This is a genomic window from Parabacteroides sp. TM07-1AC, from assembly GCF_003480915.1.
Classification (GTDB): Bacteria; Bacteroidota; Bacteroidia; order Bacteroidales; family Tannerellaceae; genus Parabacteroides; species Parabacteroides chongii.
Genome location: NZ_QUKD01000008.1, coordinates 248,397 through 268,776, shown reverse-complemented (window position 1 = coordinate 268,776; position 20,380 = coordinate 248,397). Strand labels below are relative to the sequence as shown.

The following is a 20,380-nucleotide window of genomic DNA, read 5'->3' as shown; positions in this document are numbered from 1 at the left end:
ACAAAATATGAAGGTGAACGGTTTCTATTAACCATTCACCTTTTTTTGAAACCGTTCACCTGTGTTTATTGCAGATATGTCTTGTTTTACAATGTGTTGAGTGTGTCTAGGTGAACGGTGAACGGTTTTTATGCTATTTTTAATATGTTATAAGAATAATCGTTGAAACTCCTGCTCGAAATTGGGAGTAAACACGCTTTTCCCCAGATTGGCTTTTATCTCTTCCATCGGCCAGAAACGTCCGCCATCCAACTCTTCGGCATCCGGTTGGATTTCTCCGTTATAAACGGTACGGAAAGTATTGACCAGTTCTTTTTCGATGACCGATTCGAAAACATAGCGGGTGATGAATTGTGGTGTAAACTCGGTTATACCTAATTCTTCCCGAACTTCTCGGCGAAGGGCTTCTTCCACTGTTTCTCCGTAATCGATATGTCCGCCGACAGCCGTATCCCATTTGCCGGGTTGGATATCTTTATTCATCGAACGCTTTTGTAGATACAATTCTCCTGCATCATTAAAGATATGCAGGTGGATGACCGGATGTAATTGTTTGCTCCCGCTATGGCATTCCCGGCGTGTCGCCTTACCTATTGTTTCTCCCTCTTCGTTGACCAGAGGGAACCATTCTTCTTTCATCTTTTTCTATATTTTGAGCATGCAAAGATAAGGAATAAAGGAGGTTGGAATATGGATTTTAATTATTACTTTTGCAAAGGACATAATAAAAAGAAATAACTATGACAAAATCAACTATGGCCCTGGAAGCAGAAAAAGCTGAATTGGCAAGAATTGTATTAGCCTTGGATGATATGGATTTAGTAAAGAAAGTAAAAGCCTCTATCAAACGTATTACTACTCCGAAAGAAGATCCTTTCTTTACCAACCCGGCAAACTTGGCGCATTTCCGGAAATCTGTGCAACAGAAGGAAAACGGAGAAGTCGTGGAGTTGACACCTGAACTTCAGAAAGAGTTGCTTGGTTTATGAAATATAAACTGATTATTACTGAGAAAGCTAAGGTGGATATTGCTTCCTTCTCTAGTACAGGTGATAAAGCAGCTGCTAAGAAAGTGAATGCATTATTAAATGAATTACGTGAACATCCTTACACCGGCACCGGTAAACCTGAGGCTTTGCGGGGAAACTGGTCCGGCTACTGGTCTCGCCGTATCAATAAAAAAGACCGATTAATTTATACGGTTGAGGAAGACAAAGTAATCGTAACAGTAGTACAAGCGAAAGAGCATTATAATAACAAATGATAGAGCTATTATAATGCTTTTATAACATCCGCCAATTCCTTATCCGATAACCCTTCTCCATAAGTCGCATAATCCAGACGGAACGTGCAGCCGTTTTTATATTCGGAACAGCCGTATGCCGTTTTTCCCCGCAGGATATTTCCTTTCTTACAGATCGGACAAACAGGTTTTTCTATTTCTTTCGGTTTCTCTTCCTTCTTAGCACGTGGCTTACGAGGTTTCTTTTCCTTTTTCTCCTCTTTAGTCCCTTTTTCTGCTTTCGGAGCTTCTTTGGCAGCTTCCTCGATAGTGATCGTGCGGGTAGACTGGTCGGACAGTACGTTGATGACTACCTGGTTTACCATTTGTTTCAGTTCTTCCAGGAAAGTCCGGGCTTCATATGTGCCCCGTTCTATCTGACGCAGTTTCTTTTCCCATAAACCGGTAAGTTCGGCACTTTTGAGCAGCTCTTCATGTATCGTACCGATCAGTTCCTTTCCTGTTGCGGTAGGGAACAGGTTCTTACGTTCTTTCCGGATATAGTTCCGTTTGAATAATGTTTCGATAATTGCGGCACGGGTGGAAGGACGACCGATGCCATTCTCTTTCAAGGCATCCCGCAAGTCTTCATTATCCACTAATTTACCGGCTGTCTCCATGGCACGAAGCAAGGTCGCTTCCGTATATGGCTTGGGGGGAGTCGTCCATGTCTCCTTCAGCAATGGTTTGTGAGGACCTGACTCTCCTTTCGTAAAGTCAGGCAAAACACCTTCTTCTTCGGTCGGTTCGACATCTGGGTCTTTCTGTTCCGCTCCGAAAACGACACGCCATCCCGGCTTCAATATCTGCTTTCCGGTCACTTTAAAATCCACCTTACCCACTTTACCGAGTACGGTAGTAGTTGATATTTCGCAATCCGGATAAAAGGCGGCTATAAAGCGGCGGGCAACCAGGTCATACACCTTCCGTTCGTTTTCCGTCAGATTACGGGCCGGAACACCGGTCGGGATGATCGCATGGTGATCGGTAACCTTCGAGTTGTCGAATACCTTTTTGCTTTTAGGAATCTTGGCGTTCAGTAACGGAGCAGTCAGCTCGGTATAGTCCACCAGACCTTTCAGCGTATTCGGGACTTTCGGATAAATATCTTCACTCAGGAATGTGGTATCTACACGCGGATAGGTCGTCACTTTCTTTTCATATAATGACTGGATCAGTTTCAACGTATCGTCGGCGGTAAAGGCAAATTTCTTATTGCACTCTACCTGCAACGAGGTCAGGTCGAAAAGACGGGGAGCATATTCTTTCCCTTTTTTTTCGGAGATATCGGTGACGGTGAAGTCCTCCTGCTGTACGATTTCAAGGAAAGCTTCCCCTTCCTCTTTCTTGGTAAATTTACCTTTAGTGGCGGAAAACGTCGTATTCCGGTAGACCGTCTTCAATTCCCAGTAAGGTTCGGGCTTGAAATTGTCTATTTCTGCCTGCCGGTTGACGATCAGTGCCAGTGTCGGTGTCTGAACGCGTCCGATGGAAAGGACCTGGCGGTTTTGTCCGTAACGGATCGTGTATAAACGGGTGGCGTTCATACCCAATAGCCAGTCGCCGATGGCACGTGACAGTCCGGCTTCGTATAATGTCTTAAATTCGGTTTGTTCCTTCAGATGCTGGAAACCTTCGCGGATGGCCTCTTCGGTCAGAGAAGAGATCCATAACCGGTAGACCGGGCAGGTACAGCCGGCTTTCTGCATCACCCAACGTTGTATCAATTCCCCTTCCTGGCCGGCATCACCGCAGTTGATCACCATTTCCGCATTCTGCATGAGGGTTTCGATCACTTTGAACTGCTGCTCGTAAGTCGGGTTACTGATCAGTTTGATACCGAAACGGGGCGGGATCATCGGAAGCGCACTCAGGCTCCACCGTTTCCATTCGTCGGCATAGTCATGAGGCTCCTTCAGTGTACACAGATGTCCGAATGTCCAGGTAACCTGATATCCGTTTCCTTCAATATACCCGTTCATCTTTTTTGTAGCCCCCAGTACTTCGGCAATCTCGCGTGCCACACTCGGTTTTTCAGCAATACATACTTTCATCTGCAATCTAATCCTTTCGTAAAAATCATACAAATGTACGCTTTCCTGTTGATATTTCCATGAGAAAGTTCTGTTCAGATACTTGTTTCTTTGGAAAACTTTGCGAACTTTGTCTTGCCTAAAAGGTGCGCAAAGTTTAACAAGAAACATAATATCATGAACAGCAAACTATTCTTACTGGCTGCTGCATCCGCATTTTCAATGTCTGGTGTGGCCGCAAACTACACCAACTTTATCATCATCAACCTCGACGATGCAGGTTATGGGGATTTCTCTTATAACGGTGCCTACGGATATAAAACGCCAAACATCGACCGTATGGCTGCCGAGGGAGTTCGTTTCACTCATTTCCTTGCCGGACAACCTATCAGCGGAGCATCGCGTGCCGGATTGCTGACCGGTTGCTATCCGAACCGTATCGGTTTTGCCGGAGCACCGGGTCCGGGTTCCGATTATGGCATCAGTCCTGATGAAATGACGATAGGAGAGTTGCTGAAACAAAAAGGATATAGTACGGCTGTCTTTGGTAAATGGCATTTGGGAGACGCCAAACAATTCCTTCCTTTGCAGAACGGTTTCGATGAATATTACGGGCTGCCTTATTCCAATGATATGTGGCCTTTCCATCCGCAACAGGGGGAAGTGTTCAATTTCCCGGATCTGCCGACTTACGATGGAAACGAAATAGTCGGTTATAATACCGATCAGACCCAATTTACAACCGATTATACGAATCGTACGGTAAACTTCATCAAGAAAAACAAAAATAAACCGTTCTTTATCTATTTGGCGCATTCCATGCCGCACGTGCCACTGGCTGTTTCCGATAAGTTTAAAGGAAAGAGTGAACAGGGGTTATATGGTGATGTAATGATGGAACTCGACTGGAGTGTCGGTGAAGTGTTGAAAGCTTTACGTGAACAGGGATTGGAAGAAAATACCCTGATCGTCCTCACTTCCGATAACGGTCCCTGGGCTAACTACGGAAACCATGCCGGTTCTGCCGGAGGATTGCGTGAAGCAAAGGCCACCACTTTCGATGGCGGTAACCGTATTCCTTGCGTCATGTACTGGAAAGGGGTGACCCAACCGGGAACAACCTGCAACAAACTAGCTTCCAATATCGACCTGTTGCCTACGCTGGCAGATATCAGTGGTGCTCCGCTGCCGCAGCGTAAGATTGACGGTGTAAGTATCCTGCCGTTAATCAAGGGAGAAAAGGATGCTAATCCGCGTGAATCGTTCGTCTATTATTATCATAAGAATGATCTGGAAGCAGTGACAGACGGCAAGTTCAAACTCGTTTTCCCGCATAAGTATGTAACTTATGGTGCTTACGTGCCGGGTAATGACGGTCAGCCGGGTGATTTGACGAACCTGGAATTGAAAAAGGCTGAAATGTACGACCTGCGCCGTGATCCGGGAGAACGTTACGATGTCATTTCCCAATATCCGGAAGAAGCAGCCAAGCTGATGAAGATCGCCGATGATATGCGCAAGGATTTGGGAGATAACCTGACACGTGTGAAAGGTCCTGGACGTCGTGAACCGGGGAAACTGAAATAATATATTATTATATAGGTAATGAAAAACGCTGATCTAATTTTGAAGGCTGGTCTGTTAGCAACATGCCTGCCTATCATTGGTTGCAACTCAAACAAAAAGACGGAGAAAGAGGCGGAGGAACGCCCGAATATCCTTTTTATTTTGTCTGACGACCACACCGGTCAGGCATGGGGTATCTATGGAGGTATCCTGGCTGACTATGTTAAGAATGAGAATATCCGCCGTTTGGCCCAGGAGGGTTGCGTGCTGGATAATTGCTTTTGCACGAATTCGATATCTGCTCCCAGCCGTGCAGCTATCATGACCGGTGCTTACAGTCATCGCAACGGAGTGTATACATTGGAGGACGGGCTGGATCCGGCTGTCGACAATATCGCCAAACAGATGCAGGCCGGCGGTTACCAGACAGCTCTGATCGGCAAATGGCATCTGAAGAGACAACCTGCCGGTTTCGACCATTTCAATGTATTCCATGACCAGGGCGAATATGTTAACCCTATTTTTAAGACGGCTGAAAACTGGGTGGACGACGATAAAGGCAAACAAGGCGTTGAGGTAAAAGGTTTCTCGACCGATATCGTTACCGACCAGACGATGGAATGGATACGCAACCGCGACAAAACGAAACCTTTCATGATGTGCTGCCACTTCAAAGCAACCCACGAACCCTGGGATTTCCCCGAACGGATGAAGCACCTCTATGACGATGTCGTTTTCCCGGAACCGGAGAGCATGATGGAGTTCGGACCGGAGGAATCGGGCAGAGCTTTCCAAGGACAGCAGCTGGAGAATATGGGCTGGCGTTGGGAGACTGCCTCGAAAGACCCGGATGCCTGGTGGTGTCGTTATCCGGAACTGCCTTTCTCTACCAAGGGAATGGATAAAGTGGCTGCCCGTAAGAAGATTTACCAGAAGATGATTAAGGATTATCTGCGTTGCGGTGCTACGATCGACGATAATATCGGTCGTTTGCTGAAGATGCTCGATGAAGAGGGACTGAGCAAGAATACGATCGTCGTGTATGTATCCGATCAGGGATATTTCCTGGGTGAACACGGTATGTTCGATAAACGCATGATGTATGAAGAACCTTTGCACATGCCGTTCGTGATCCGTTATCCGAAAGAAATTCCTGCAGGAACACGTAATAAGGATATTATCCTGAACGTGGACTTTGCCGCTACACTTGCCGACTATGCCGGAATAAAAGCTCCGGAAAGATCGCAGGGAGAAAGTTTCCGTGAAAACCTGAAAGGCGAGACTCCTGCCGACTGGCGCAAGGCGATGTACTACCGTTACTGGACACATCATTCCATTCGCCCGGCTCATATGGGTATCCGCAACGAACGTTATAAACTGATGTTCCTCTATGGCGACCGTCTGAATGCAACCGGTTCGGAAGAAACACCGACTACGCCGGCATGGGAATTTCATGATCTGAAGGTCGATCCGAAAGAAGACAAGAACATGTATAACGATCCTCAATATGCCGATGTGATCAAGGAGATGAAACAGGAACTGTTGAAACTCCGTGCGGATGTCGGTGATACAGATGCCGATACACCTCGGATGAAGGAAATAATGGACCAGTATTACTGGTAATGTTTATACGCTTTTACTGAAAAAGGAGGCTGTGACATAAGGACTGGATAGCCCGTGCCGCAGTCTTCTTTTTGTTTCTAAACAATTAATAAACCACTAAAATAATGGAAATGAAGAATGTTTATATTATGACTGTTGCCAGTCTCTTTCTGGGACTAAGCCCGTTGGCGGCACAACAGAAGACAGGTAATATTGTCGAGTATTTCGGAAAAGAAAGAGTAGAACGGGTGGATGAAGGTATCGTACTTCACTCTTTCAAACAGGGATATTTTGTTCCGGTAACGGCTCCTTCCGGCTATTTATTCACTACCTCTGACGGACTGGGATGGGAGATTGCGACCGGTAAGTTCAAGGCTCCTTCCGAAAACAACCTGACAGCAACCAACTACGGACGAACCCGTGAAGCTGTACAATGGACACCGATCGAGGCTGATTCTACCGGTAAGTTCGCCAACCGTGCTTTACGCCGTGCCTATGTCTTTACCGAATATAATGCCGATAAACCTCAGATTGCCTTACTCGAATCAAGCGGAAACACCCGTACTTTTATCAACGGTATGCCTCACGAAGGAGATCATTACGATTTTGCTTATACGTTGATCCCTTTCCGGATGCAGAAGGGTAATAATGAATTTATTTTCACGCCCGGACGTTTTGGCAGAGTTGCCGCTAAACTGATCCTTCCGTTCAAACCGGTGATGTTGACCAAACGGGATATGACGCTTCCGGATATTATCAATGGAGAAGGAGAGAAGTGGGGAGCTATCCGTGTCGTGAATGCACAGGAAAAAGCGCTTTCCGGATTAAAGATACAATGTGAACTGGAAAATGGGGAAACAGCCACCCTGACAACGGATGATATCATGCCGATGATGGTTCGCAAGGTTAAATTCCGTATCCCTGCTGCTACGTCGACGAAGACGGGGGCAACGAAAGCAACGGTTACCCTGCAGGACAAATCTGGCAAGGAGATCGACCGTACGGAAATTGTTTTGCAGCAAAAAGACGCATCTGTCATACATGAACGTACTTTCATCAGCGATGTGGATGGGAGTGTACAGTATTACAGTGTGAATCCTTCTACTACCCAAGGTGATAATCAGGCTTTGTTCTTGTCTGTTCACGGAGCATCTGTGGAAGCCCGTAATCAGGCTCGTGCTTATGCTCCGAAAGATTGGGGACACATCATCGCTCCGACCAATCGCCGCCCGTTCGGTTTTAACTGGGAAGAGTGGGGACGTATCGATGCGATGGAAGTGCTGGCTGAAGCGGAGAAAGTATTTAAAACAGATCCTGCCCACACCTATCTTACCGGGCATTCGATGGGCGGACACGGTACCTGGTTCCTGGGTGTCACCTATCCCGATCGTTTTGCCGCTATCGCTCCTTGTGCCAGTTATCCGGATATAGCCCGTTATTCGCGGCCGAATGCCGATGCAGCCAATGTGGGCGAGAAACATTTCACAACGATCTGTCAGGCAGCCAATGCCGGACGTGTGCTGGATTTGAAAAGGAACTTCCTGCAATCGGGTATCTATATTCTTCATGGTGATTCGGATAATGTCGTTCCTATCCAGCAGGTACGTCAGATGCGCGAAGTATTAGGCACATTCCATCCGGACTTCTGTTATTATGAATATCCGGGCGGGTCGCACTGGTACAGTAATGAGAGTGTTGACTGGAAACCGATTTTCGATTATTTTCGCTGGCATAAAGTACCTGCAGACGGCGAAGTAAAGCAACTGGAGTTCCATACTGCTTCCCCTGCTATCTCAGCTAAGGATTATTGGGTAACCATCAATCAGCAGGATACGGCCTATGCTTTCTCTTCCGTTTCTTTCAAACAGACGGATAATGGCATTTCGGGTACGACTTCCAACGTGGCATCGCTGACATTCGATCTGCCAGCCTTGAAACTCCCGGCAACAGCAAGTATCATCATCGACAATGAAACAATTTCGGCAGATGCTACCCAGCCGGCTGTGCTGAAGAAAGTTTCCGGTAAATGGACATTGGTGAATGAAATTCCTGCAACAGAGAAATATCCGTCTCGTTACGGAGGCTTCAAACAGGCGTTCGACAAGAATGTGGTATTTGTATATGCTACAGGAGGTAATAAGGAAGAAAACAATTGGTATCAGAACAAGGCTCGTTTCGATGCCGAGACTTTCCTTTATAGAGGAAACGGTTCAATCGACGTGATTGCAGACAAGGACTTTACCCCGTCTGCTTATGCCGATCGCAATGTGGTCCTTTACGGGAATGCAGCCAACAACAAAGCTTGGAACAAGCTCCTGAAGAATGCTCCGGTACAGGTGCTGAAAGGTGAGATCCGCATGGGAGGTAAAGTGTTGAAAGGTAACAATCTGGGTGCTTATTTTGTTTATCCTCGTCCCGACAGCCGTACAGCCAGTGTAGGTGTTGTAGCCGGAACAGGGATTGAAGGAATGAAAGCAACCTATCCGAATGATTACATCTCCGGTATTACTGGTTTCCCCGACCTACTGATCTTCAATGTGGATGTCCTGAAAGATGGTATTCATGGAGTTGAAGTATCCGGTTTCTTCGGTAACGACTGGAGTGTAAAGCAAGGTCATTTTATTACAGAATAAGATCGCGATTTGACTGATAAATATAGTCTAAAGATAAAAAATCCCTGCGCAGGTAGTGACAACTGGCTGCGCGGGGAATAAAAAAACAGCCGTGCGGGTAATTACGACTACCTGCGCGGGTAGTGACAACTGTTATTCAATGTTTTTACGAATCTTGGTCAGATAACCTTTCATCGCTTCCGAATCTTTATCCTTAATAATATCCTGAAGAATATTCAGCTCTTCCTGGATACGAGCGATCTGTTTCGGAGTACGCGGATTAAAGAGAATTTCTGTCAATAGATAATCATCTTCAGACAGCAATCCGCGTGCAATCTTCATGTGACGTTTGAACGTTGTACCCGGTGCATCCTGATGTTTCATGATGGCGGCAAATACCATGGTCGAAGCAAACGGTATACCTAAAGAATAAGCAACCACCTTATCATGTTCCTCAAACGTATATTCACGTATATTCAGGCGCAGGCTGGAATAGATATCTTTGAAGAAGATCTTTCCCAAATGGTCACCTTCCGATATGATGATCGTATTTTCCTTTTCCAGATTTCCCAGATTGGCAAAAGTCGGACCGAACATCGGGTGAGTGGAGACATACGGGAATCCGCAGGTTTCGTAGAACTCTTTCAGATGCGTTTTCACGGAAGCGATATCTGAAATAATACAATACGGTTGCAGATAAGGAAGAACGGTTTTGAACGCGTCGATCGTATAATTCAACGTAACGCAGTTGATAACCAGTTCGGGAGCAAAGTCTGCCACCTCTTCCGGCTTTTGTAACCGTACGGCATTGTAGATGAAACGCATGCGCTTCGGATCATTTTCCAATACTGCTACTTCGTGGTCAAAACTCAGCAAGTCGGTGAAGAAAGAACCCATCTTTCCGGCACCTAATATTAATATCTTCATTATAGATAATTATTTTTATTCATTCATGATGATCATCTGCTGACGAACAGACTCTTCATGTATCTCTTTCAATATTTCCTTTACAAACTCGGTATTCAGGTCCATTGTCTGTCCCATGTCCGAACGTTTTTCCAGGATCTCGCTGTAACGGGGTGATTGCAGGATGGGCATATTATGCTCTTTCTTATACACACCGATCTCACGGGAGATACGCATACGTTTAGCCAGCAGTTCAAGCAGTTGTTCGTCGATACCATCGATCTGGCGACGCAGTTCGGCTAGGTTTTCTGTGGTCTGTGTCTCGTTGCGGATAACCAGTAAATTGACAACATAATCCAATACATCCGGGGTGATCTGCTGTGAAGCATCGCTCCAGGCACAATCCGGACACGGATGCGATTCGATCATCAGACCGTCGAAACTCAGGTCCATAGCCTGCTGTGAAAGCGGGGCGATCAGTTCACGCTTGCCTCCGATATGGCTGGGGTCACAGAAGATCGGCAGGTTCGGCATGCGGCGGCGCAGTTCGATAGGAATATGCCACAGCGGCAGGTTACGGTACATCTTCTTGTCATATGAGCTGAATCCGCGGTGGATAGCTCCCAAGCGACGAAGACCTGCTCCGTACAAACGTTCGAATGCACCGATCCACAATTCCAAATCCGGATTAACCGGGTTCTTGATCAGGACTGGAATATCTACACCTTTCAGCGCATCGGCAATCTCCTGTACAGCGAACGGATTAACGGTGGTACGTGCACCGATCCATAAAATGTCGATTCCGGCTTTCAACGCTTCAAATACATGGTCTTTTGTTGCCACTTCAGTTGCGACATACATGCCGGTTTCTTTCTTTACCCGTTTCAGCCATTGCAGCCCGACTGCACCGATACCTTCGAATCCTCCCGGTTTAGTACGCGGTTTCCAGATTCCTGCACGGAATATCTTTACACCTTTTGAAGCAAGCTGAGTAGCTGCATCCATAACTTGTTCTTCTGTTTCGGCGCTACACGGTCCCGAAATGATGATGGGACGCTGAGGGTCCACACCGGGTAATAAGATTGATTCTAATTCCATTTCCATGATGATATACTTTTATTTGTTTATTTCTAATTGTTTGATTCTGTTTAATGCTTCTTGTAACGCTTCGTTCTTGCAGCAAAGGGAGATACGGATATAACGCTCGCCGCAGCTGCCGAAGATAAATCCGGGAGTGATAAAGACGTTGGCTTCGTACAACACTTTGTTTGCCAGCGCTTCGCTGCCTTCCGCTTCAGCCGGAATCTTTCCCCAAAGGAACATTCCCACCTGGTTCTCATCGAAAGTACATCCCAGGGTATGCATGATTTGTCCGGCGAGGTCACGGCGGCTGCGATAGGTACGGTTCATGTTATCGTACCATTCTTTCGGTGCTTTCAGGGCTTCCACCGCAGCATGTTGCATCGGTTTGAACTGTCCTGAGTCGATATTGCTCTTTACTTTCAGTATCCATTGAACGAACTGTGCATTTGAAGCCAGCATTGCCATACGCCATCCGGGCATGTTGTGCGCCTTGCTCATCGAATTCATTTCGATGCAGATGTCTTTGGCTCCCGGCACACTGAGGATACTTAACGGATGCTCGTTCAGAATGAAACTGTACGGATTGTCATTACAGATGATAATACCGTGTTTGCGTCCGAAAGCAACCAGCTTCTCAAAAAGCTCTTTGCTGGCATTGGCTCCCGTCGGCATATTGGGGTAGTTTACCCACATCAGTTTCACATTGGAAAGATCGCTCTTTTCCAAAGCTTCGAAATCCGGCTGCCATCCCAATTCTTCTTTCAGTTCATAGGGGATCAGGTTTGCCTGTACCAGCTTGCTGACCGAACTGTAAGTCGGATAACCCGGGTTGGGAACCAATACGCCGTCGCCCGGATTCAGGAAAGCCAGCGAGATATGCAGGATACCTTCCTTGGAACCGATCAGCGGCTGGATCTCCGTCTTCGGGTCCAGCTCCACACCGTACCAGGTCTTATACCAGTCAGCAAAACCTTTACGTAATTCCGGAATACCTACATACGGCTGATAACCATGCTCATTGGCATTATGGGCATGTTCGCACAACGTCTCGATCGTCTGTTCCGAAGGAGGCAGGTCGGGACTACCTACGCCGAGGCTGATCACATTCTTGCCTGCGGCATTCATTTCGGCTACCTCTTTCAGCTTCTTCGAGAAGTAGTATTCCTGTACGCTGCCGACGCGGTCGGCAGGTGTGATGTTACACACTTTGTTTTCCTTCTGCATATTCACCTAAAATTTTTAAGTCCTTTGTTAATGGGATGATTGCATCCAATGCTTGTTTGTATCTGGTATAATCAGTAAATGTCAGGTCGATATAGAACAAATACTCCCATTCGCGGCCGATGATCGGGAGCGATTGTATTTTAGAAAGATTCATGTCGTAAAAAGAGAGGATGGAAAGCACTTTGGAAAGACTGCCGGAGGTATGGGGGAGAGCGAATACCAGTGAGGATTTGTTGACGTCTGCCTTTTCAAGCAGGTCTTCAGCCGTCCATCGGTCTGCCAGGGCAAGGAAACGGGTGAAGTTTCGTTTGTTTGTCTCGATCCCTTCGGCAAGGATTTCCATATTGTAGATCTGGGCGGCCAGTTTACCGCAGACGGCGGCGTGTCCTTTCAGCTTATTCTCGGAAATCCATCGGGCGCTCATGGCAGTGTCTTCTTTTTCCACCATCTTCACATTCGGCAGGGTATCGAGGAAGTCGGTACATTGCATCAGCGCGATCGGGTGGGAGTTGACTTCCGTGATATCGTGTATCGTCGTACCCGGTAGTGCAACCAGCGAATGCGAAATACGCAGTTTGTATTCTCCTATCACCCGCAGACCGCTTTCGCGTATCAGCTCATGATTCTGCAGCAGGCTTCCTGCAATCGTATTCTCGATGGCCATCAGACCCAGTATCGCCGGATCTTTCTTGATGGTCGTGATTACATCTCTGAATGTATTGCATCCAACGATCTCAATTTCTCCACCTTCATAGAAGCTACGGGCTGCGATGTCGTGATACGAACCGGCTATTCCCTGAATTGCTACTCTCTTTTTCATCTTTCTGTCTTAAAGTCATAAAAAAAGTCCCACCGTAACCGGCAGGACTTCATATTATTATTGATACATATTATCTATCATCAACGCTTTACATATAAATTCCTGCCTTCACTTTGCTAAAGTAAAAGTAATAAAAGAAATATGTAAAGCTAAATCGATTCATTTGTCTCGTTTGTTTTTAAATACGCAGCAAAAGTAACGCTTTTTTGGAAACTACAAGCAAAAAGTGATATTTTTTTTGTGTTGCCTCCTAAAAATAATGTTCAGACTACTTTTAATCCGGGTTGTAGCGTCAACATTTCTTTCGGTACGGACTTTTTGATACTCTCTATCAGCATGCCGGCAATCGTATGGCGGATAAAGTCCTTACGGGTGATCCAGACAATTTCGCGTGCCGGTTTGGGGATCGCGAAAGGACGAACCAATGTTTTCTGGTCTTCGCTAAGCTGCAGTGTCGCCAGTTCCGGAATAAAAGTGACCCCATTGCCGCTTTCCACCATTCGCATGAATGTCTCCAGGCTTCCCAAACGGTAAGCCGCCTGGCGTAGTTTCACTTTTTCCATCTGGCAGAAACGCATCAACTGGTCGCGGAAGCAATGTCCTTCATCCAGCAGCCAGAGATGTTCGTCACTGATATCTGCCGTACGGATCAGATCCTTTTTGAAGACCGGATCGTTCTTGGCTACATATCCGAAGAATTGTTCATAATATAATGTATCGCCCTGCAACTGATTTTCTGTCGGTTGGTTGGCAATGATAGCGGCATCGATTTCCCCGTTCAGGATGGCTGACATGGTTGGAGCCGTTTTCATTTCCAGGATACGGATATCCAGTTCCGGATGTTTTTCCGACAACTGCTGGAAAAAGCGGGGGAGCAGGTACGGAGCAATGGTCGGGAGTACTGCCAGGCGGAATGTGCCTTTCAGTGACTGCTCTTCCTCATTAACGATATCTTTGATCAACGAAGCCTGGTAAAGAACCGTGCGTGCCTGGTCGATCACCTTACGTCCGGCAGGAGTAGGGCATACCGGCTGTGTATTACGATCAAAAAGTTTGATCCCTAGTTCGTCTTCCAGTTTCTGGATCATCATACTGAGGGTAGGCTGTGTCACTCTGCAATGTTCTGCCGCTTTGGCAAAATGGCGGTAAGTGTCTACCGCCAGGATGTACTCTAGTTGCTGTATATTCATTATTTTACAATTCTCATGATATTAATCCTTACCAAAATCAATTACAAAGATATAAAATTTTTGATAGGTCACATAAGAAAAGCCGGAAAGAGACTCCCGGCTTTAACTGTTTATTTTACTAATGAATGATATATTCCTAGTGTTTAATTCAACTTGAATCGTAATCCTAGTTTTACTCCGAACGACATCACTTTTACCTTATCGGTCACATTCGAATTCAACATCCCGTTGTACGGGATACCTTGACCGACGATCTTATTTCCTTCGGGATGATAAGAAGCAGGAGAGGAGAGTAAGCCCTGGGCCTTTTTCTTCTTCATGTTGGTAAAACCGTAATCTATATAGCCGCCCAGCAGCAGATCAATATCTTTATCCTCATTCAGTGAAACCATAAAACCCAGTTCTGCCGTTCCTGCAACCCCCAGTTTCAGTTTGTTCTTGCCGCTCCAATCAAGTTCTTTACCCGGATCGTTAATCGTACCGAAACCATGGTGAGGGACAGGTGACTCAGATGGTGAACCTACATCGGAAGGGATGTGTGGATAATATCCCGACACATTCAGTTCGGTGGCAGTATTTCCTTGCACTTTATATTTTGCCTTAACTGGTATCTGCAGCTTAATCCCTAGTCCGGCATACAATCCCCAGTTTTCTTTTTCGCCGAAGCGTGTTTGATACATCGCCATCAAAGGTACATCCAACAGGAAAGCTGTCTGTTTCTCTTCCAGGTTCTTCAGTCGGGCACGGAGCTCAAATTCACGGGGATGCCCGGAGAAATCGTCATCGTCGATCATATTGCCCAGCTTCATATATTTTTCGTTGGACATATCACCTTTTAGTTTGCCGGTAGTGGCATAACGGGAGATGCCTGCTCCCGTAGAAAAGCCCCAATGACGATTGAAGAAATAGCTGTAGCGGACATCTATCTCATAGCCCGGTTTCGCATTCCGTTTCCCTTTTTCTTCAAACCCTTCGATCTGATAATTCAGCTTGTAACGGAAAGTGGAAGAACCCACGCCTCCGGAAACCGTCAGGTAAGAGGTTTTTGTCGTGTCTTTTTTCTCTTCCTTGTATTCATTGCGGTACTCACGTTGTAGACGTTGTTGTTGCTGGCTGTGTTCTCTGCTACCCGTTCTTTGCTGGGCGGAAACGTTGCAGGCAAGGCTACCTGCAACAAACACGATGATAGTTTTCTTTATATTTAAAATTATTGTGCTCATATCTATATTCTTTATTTTACGATGATTTTATGAGTTGTTGTTTTTCCTGATTCGGTAGTAACTTTTACGATATAACTACCGGATGCCATGTCGGCAGAGATTTTGGTCTCCGTAGTCATAGTAGTCTTTTTTTCTATCAACTGACCGTTCAGGTTATAGATCTCGATAACGGCAGATTCAGATGTTTCTTCCGGAACTCCCAGGCTGACCGTGATTTTATCACTCTTTTTCACCATTGTCGGATAAACGCGTGTGATCGGGAACTGGGTCAATGTCTCGAACGTGATCGGACAGCTGACCACATAGGTATCATCGGCACGGTATGCCTGAATAAAATAAGTACCCAACAGACCTTCCGGCACGGAATAGTAGATGGAAGTGCCGTTCTTTTCGATCTTTTGCCCGTCCTTGTACCATTGGAAGCGCACAAATTCGTTGTCAGGGTTGGTGATGTACAGGAACTCATTCCATTTCACCAGTATACGCAGACCGTTTTTGTTCACGGTTACTACACGACTACTTTCCAGTCCGCAATCGCCGTATACGTCGACATGGTACTTGCCTTCCTTGTCCGGGGTCAGAGCAGCCGTATATGTATCTGATGTAGCTCCGATGATAACTTCATTATTGAAGAACCACTGGTAACTCAGATTGATACCGATCGCTTCGACTGTCAGGGTGAATGCATCGCCGTCACAGACCTTTACCGATTGTGGCTGTTTGGTGATCGTGGTAGTTTGTAATACTTCTATTTCAAACGGATGAAGTTCGACGAGGTCCGGATCGCTTTTCCTGCGTATGTATACGGTCCCCGTGTAGATACCTTTGGCAATAATGTTGTTGACAGGCACCGTGAGGTAATGGGGCGTTACATCTCTGTAATCCGTATCTTTGAAGCCGGCTTTCAACCCTTCTTCGGAGAAACGGACAGAATATTCGAGGCTATTATCAGGATCAGTCAACAGGATCGGAATTCTGAATTCACCCTCTATACCGCAATACGGTGCGATATCACCCAAAACGCCATCACGTATGATAATCGTATGGTTATAGGCGGGTTGCGGATAGTATTCTTCCGTCGCGATACGTTCTCCGTCATACAATGTTAGTTTGTAGACATTGTAAATATAGGTCCCGACCAGTGTATGGGCTTCTCCTTTGTTGAAAGTATAGCGTTTGGTGCGGGGAACAGTTTCATCCAACGGATAATGGTAGCTGACTGGAGTCGCAGTGTATTCGATTTCCCAACTGTCGTAAGTCACATCGTTGAAACCGACCGGTCGTATCTGTACATATACGGGAGTCCCTTTGTTTACGGATGTTGTAGTCAGGTTGTCCACATCTATAAACTCCTCTGGCTTATTGGTTGTTGTAGATACGGACCATTGTAATCCTCCCCCTGTTCCCGGTCCGGGACCAGGTCCTTCGCTGTCACTGATCACGATAGTATGCCGGTACGGAGAATTGTTATAGTCGTAAGTTTTAACGACCTGGTTGCCGTACATATCATATAGTGTCAGTTTTGTGACAACATACATATAGGTTCCCTTTTCAGTGTGAGCCTCCCGGTTATTGAAATGGTGTCGTTCGGTCTTCAGTTTGGGTGTCATTCCGTAATAATGTTCTGCCGGAGTTACGGAATATTCTATATCCCAGCGTTCAAAGACGATGCCTTCATGTTTTATCGGACGTATCTGTACGAAGACGGGAGTCCCGTAATTAACGGAAGTGGTGGTCTGATCCTTTACGTCCTTGAAATAGGGTTGTTCACTGGTAACGGTGGAAACGGACCATTGTAGCTTAGGATCTATCACGACCGGTTTATCCTGAATGACTACTGTATGTGTGCAGGATGCATTACGGTAGATATACGTAGCGACTTCCGTTCCACTCTTGTAGAGGATCAGTTTGGTTACATTATAGTGATAAATACCTTCAAGCGTGTGGGCCTCTCCCTTATTGAAATTATAACGTACCGTTTTAGCAATGCTTTCGTCTATTGGATAGTGATAGTCAACGGGTGTAGCAGAGTATTCGATGGTCCAGGTGTCGAAATCGATATGTTCGAGACCTGTCGGACGAATTTGCACATACACAGGTGTACCCACCATGACGGATGTCGTGGAATTGTTTTCCACATCATTGAATTCATACAGGTCGGCAGTTGTTTTAGAGACAGACCATTGTAGTTTCAGTGTTGAGTTTGGTTCCCATTGGGCGTAGAGGTCGATATTTTCAGTGATTGTAAACATAGCTCCCGGCAGGTAAACTGTACCGCTGCCATCGGCATGGGTTGTCCATTTTACGAAAATGTAATTTGGACGGTTGGGCAAATTGGTAGCAGGATAGGTGGCAGTAGTAACTTCCCCACCGTCGTAAGCTTGTTTATATGTTTTATCCGGATCGAAATTAGAATGATAGGTTACCTCCAAAGCATCCTCTTTCCATAGAGCCTTATATTTTTTATTTTCAGTGACGGCATCCGAACTTACCCAGTCTTTCTCTTCTGCATCGTCTGTTACCCATTTTAGAAATTGTTTTCCTTCGGGATGAACAAGTTTATCGGCAGCAGTAGTTGGACTGTCTACTTTTCCCTTGTGATTGGTTACTTTATAATAATAGGTGGTTTTACCATCTTCCAGGTTGTAGTAGTCAGTACCGGCGTAATTGTTTTCTCCTAGATTTTCCCAGTTTCCACCGTTTGCGTTAAAACGTACCCAAAGGATTTCAACGGCACCGGAATCGGAAAAACCGTCATCAGCGATGATACGCGTGTTGTCATTCTGGTCTTTGCCTAACAGATCGCTTAAAGTAGAGTTATCGACCGTATCATCGGCAAGACCGCTCGGCAGTATGTCTGCCAGGCTCTTGTCATTCGGCAGTATCGGTATTGTTTTGATAACGCCGTAGTAATTTTCATTTGTTCCGTTCCATCTCGGATCTCCAGCTTTTTTACTGCCATAGGCGATTGGCTTCGGATCGGTTAATCCGAAAATATTAATCAGGGGTTCTCCGATGATATTTGTACCTGTTTTAGATGTCCATGAAGTAGATGTGATGGCTGGATATATATCAGGATATCCACCGGAATAACTATACGTACTTTCATTTCCACTGATAATGTTGTTTCTTAAAGTAGCCTTTCCACTGCCGTATACGGAAATACCTCCTCCGGCATTTCCGGAAGTAGCTGTACCTTTTAGTGCAGTATTTTTGACAATTGTGTTATTTTCGAATGTAACTACGGCTTTTGTATCGACTTCTATGGCTCCTCCTCCGTCAAAACCATCCGCTGTATATGTCCCTTTACGTTGATCGCCTCTTGCCGTATTTCCATAAAAGGTATTATTCCTGACAAGTACATTGGTCAGATACTGACCGACAAAAGCAATAGCGCCTCCTTCGTCGAATGCAGTATTATTCATAAAGGTACTGTTCAAGACTTCGATCTTGCTGCTTCCTCCACCATTATGTGCATAGAAATAAACAGCTCCGCCATCTGCTGTATTTCCCGTATAACCACCGTTATAAGAGTCTACTTCGTTTTCGGTAAATTCACAATTATCGATAATGAATGTATTGGGATAAGCATCTTTCAAGGAGATTACTCCTCCACCTGCTGCTCCGTCTGTTTTTGCTGTCAGTGTAGTATTTTTATACAACCGGCTGTTTTTGATTGAGAAAATCTCAGCCAGATTCTTGGTTATATAAATGATTCCAGCACCGTATGCATCTATTGATCTGGCAAAATTATAGGCAAATGTGCAATTTTCTATCTCATAAGAAACATTACCTGTATAAATGACAGACCCGCCATCGTCCATATTTATCTTTCCGATGGAAATGAAAGAGGATTCTTTTATTGTTACCTTTTTGGCTGTAACACTTATACTACTTGATGCAGGTCGCATTTTTGTTAAAAAACAACCGATAACTCGTAACTCGCCGGAGAAGCCTCCGGTTATTCCTCCGCCAATAGTAGAAGCATCCGGATTCCAGTTTTTGGGGTATTCTCCGTTTGTTAACTCTGAATCTTTTACTAATCCCGTGAGCGTCATATTCTGGATAGTCAATGTTCCATTGCCCGATCCACCGATGGTGAAATGTCGTTGATTCGCTGCTGCTTTCAGTGTTAAATTAGCTCCGTCTACTGTGATTTTTGCTGATGAATTTATCGTTAAGTTTATAGCCGAAGCCTGACTGTTGAAATCAGTCACGAAGGCATCCGTCAATGTGAATTTGGAATCTGTGGATGCTGTGCTGACCATCGTTTGTAACTCTGCAACTGAATTTACATTCGTGCTTGTTTGTGCCACAGCAGGAGCTGTGATACATAATACTATTTGAAATAGTACGAATAAAATTTTTTTCATGTTTTCTCTCCTTTCTCAGCCTGCTTATAAGCAGATAAGTAAAGCGCCGGCGCTTTACTTATATTAATTCTATAAAAATAAAAATTTATGTAACTACCTTTCTTTTATTCCGTGCACGCGGAACTTTCAGTTCGCTTTGTCAGTCACCTTCTGTCGGATTTCGATATATAAAATAAAGTAACAGCAATAAAATAAAGTCCTTTCGTAACATGTTAAAAAAATTAGTGGTATAGCAATAAATGTCAAAAGTAGTTTAAACTTTTTTTGTTTACAATTACTCTTACGTCAATTAACGCAGATTATGAGTTTTTTTCTGTAAGATTTAGCATGTGTTGACATCTGAAGATAAATAATTGAAATGTAGATAGATGAGCTCAGTCTAAGAACTTCAATTAATGTGGTGTATCAGGAGGTGTTGTCTTATCGAAAAAAAAGTATATCCGGAATTATTGTGTCGTTTAGTTTTTTT

14 protein-coding genes are annotated in these 20,380 nt (G+C 45.3%); 5 read left to right on the top strand and 9 right to left on the bottom strand.

Annotated elements, in window-relative coordinates; genetic code table 11:
* Nucleotides 1-147: 147 nt before the first annotated feature.
* Nucleotides 148-639, bottom strand: a complete 492-nt coding sequence (locus DXD68_RS16765) for an NUDIX hydrolase (RefSeq protein ID WP_122362666.1) — start codon at nt 637-639, stop codon at nt 148-150.
* 101 nt (nt 640-740) lie between these two features.
* Between DXD68_RS16765 and DXD68_RS16760 the strand changes: the two genes are divergently transcribed.
* Nucleotides 741-989 (top strand): hypothetical protein, encoded by a 249-nt coding sequence (locus tag DXD68_RS16760; RefSeq protein ID WP_075556660.1) that lies wholly within the window; start codon nt 741-743, stop codon nt 987-989.
* Nucleotides 986-1,264 carry a Txe/YoeB family addiction module toxin gene (locus DXD68_RS16755; RefSeq protein WP_122362665.1) on the top strand — a complete coding sequence of 93 codons (279 nt, stop codon included), beginning with the start codon at nt 986-988 and terminating at the stop codon, nt 1,262-1,264. Before DXD68_RS16760 ends, DXD68_RS16755 begins: the two co-directional genes overlap by 4 nt.
* Nucleotides 1,265-1,272: 8 nt before the next feature.
* Here DXD68_RS16755 and DXD68_RS16750 read toward each other — a convergent pair whose 3' ends face one another.
* Complete coding sequence (locus DXD68_RS16750; protein WP_122362664.1) at nt 1,273-3,336, bottom strand: DNA topoisomerase 3; 2,064 nt, start codon at nt 3,334-3,336, stop codon at nt 1,273-1,275.
* A gap of 156 nt (nt 3,337-3,492) precedes the next feature.
* Here DXD68_RS16750 and DXD68_RS16745 point away from each other — a divergent pair, with 156 nt between their 5' ends.
* The 3 genes from DXD68_RS16745 to DXD68_RS16735 all read left to right on the top strand — a co-directional run bounded on the left by DXD68_RS16745 (nt 3,493) and on the right by DXD68_RS16735 (nt 9,116).
* Nucleotides 3,493-4,902 (top strand): sulfatase, encoded by a 1,410-nt coding sequence (locus tag DXD68_RS16745; RefSeq protein ID WP_122362663.1) that lies wholly within the window; start codon nt 3,493-3,495, stop codon nt 4,900-4,902.
* A gap of 18 nt (nt 4,903-4,920) precedes the next feature.
* Nucleotides 4,921-6,504: a sulfatase gene (locus DXD68_RS16740; protein WP_122362662.1), complete on the top strand. Its 1,584-nt coding sequence runs from the start codon at nt 4,921-4,923 to the stop codon at nt 6,502-6,504.
* Nucleotides 6,505-6,608: 104 nt separating this feature from the next.
* Nucleotides 6,609-9,116, top strand: a complete 2,508-nt coding sequence (locus DXD68_RS16735) for a prolyl oligopeptidase family serine peptidase (protein ID WP_233577198.1) — start codon at nt 6,609-6,611, stop codon at nt 9,114-9,116.
* Between the two features lie 132 nt (nt 9,117-9,248).
* Here DXD68_RS16735 and DXD68_RS16730 read toward each other — a convergent pair whose 3' ends face one another.
* The 7 genes from DXD68_RS16730 to DXD68_RS16700 all read right to left on the bottom strand — a co-directional run bounded on the left by DXD68_RS16730 (nt 9,249) and on the right by DXD68_RS16700 (nt 19,911).
* Nucleotides 9,249-10,022 carry a prephenate dehydrogenase gene (locus DXD68_RS16730; RefSeq protein WP_122362661.1) on the bottom strand — a complete coding sequence of 258 codons (774 nt, stop codon included), beginning with the start codon at nt 10,020-10,022 and terminating at the stop codon, nt 9,249-9,251.
* Nucleotides 10,023-10,037: 15 nt separating this feature from the next.
* On the bottom strand, nt 10,038-11,105 hold the full coding sequence (locus tag DXD68_RS16725) for a bifunctional 3-deoxy-7-phosphoheptulonate synthase/chorismate mutase type II (RefSeq protein WP_199715716.1): 1,068 nt from the start codon (nt 11,103-11,105) through the stop codon (nt 10,038-10,040).
* Between the two features lie 12 nt (nt 11,106-11,117).
* On the bottom strand, nt 11,118-12,308 hold the full coding sequence (locus DXD68_RS16720) for a pyridoxal phosphate-dependent aminotransferase (protein WP_122362660.1): 1,191 nt from the start codon (nt 12,306-12,308) through the stop codon (nt 11,118-11,120).
* Entirely contained in the window at nt 12,283-13,128 is an 846-nt protein-coding gene (locus tag DXD68_RS16715) for a prephenate dehydratase (RefSeq protein ID WP_122362659.1), read from the bottom strand. Before DXD68_RS16715 ends, DXD68_RS16720 begins: the two co-directional genes overlap by 26 nt.
* A gap of 263 nt (nt 13,129-13,391) precedes the next feature.
* On the bottom strand, nt 13,392-14,318 hold the full coding sequence (locus DXD68_RS16710) for a hydrogen peroxide-inducible genes activator (protein ID WP_122362658.1): 927 nt from the start codon (nt 14,316-14,318) through the stop codon (nt 13,392-13,394).
* Nucleotides 14,319-14,461: 143 nt separating this feature from the next.
* The gene (locus DXD68_RS16705) at nt 14,462-15,538 is read right to left on the bottom strand and encodes an outer membrane beta-barrel protein (RefSeq protein ID WP_122362657.1); all 1,077 of its coding nucleotides are present in this window, start codon (nt 15,536-15,538) and stop codon (nt 14,462-14,464) included.
* An 11-nt stretch (nt 15,539-15,549) separates the two neighbouring features.
* On the bottom strand, nt 15,550-19,911 hold the full coding sequence (locus tag DXD68_RS16700) for a T9SS type A sorting domain-containing protein (protein ID WP_122362656.1): 4,362 nt from the start codon (nt 19,909-19,911) through the stop codon (nt 15,550-15,552).
* Nucleotides 19,912-20,380 lie beyond the last annotated feature (469 nt).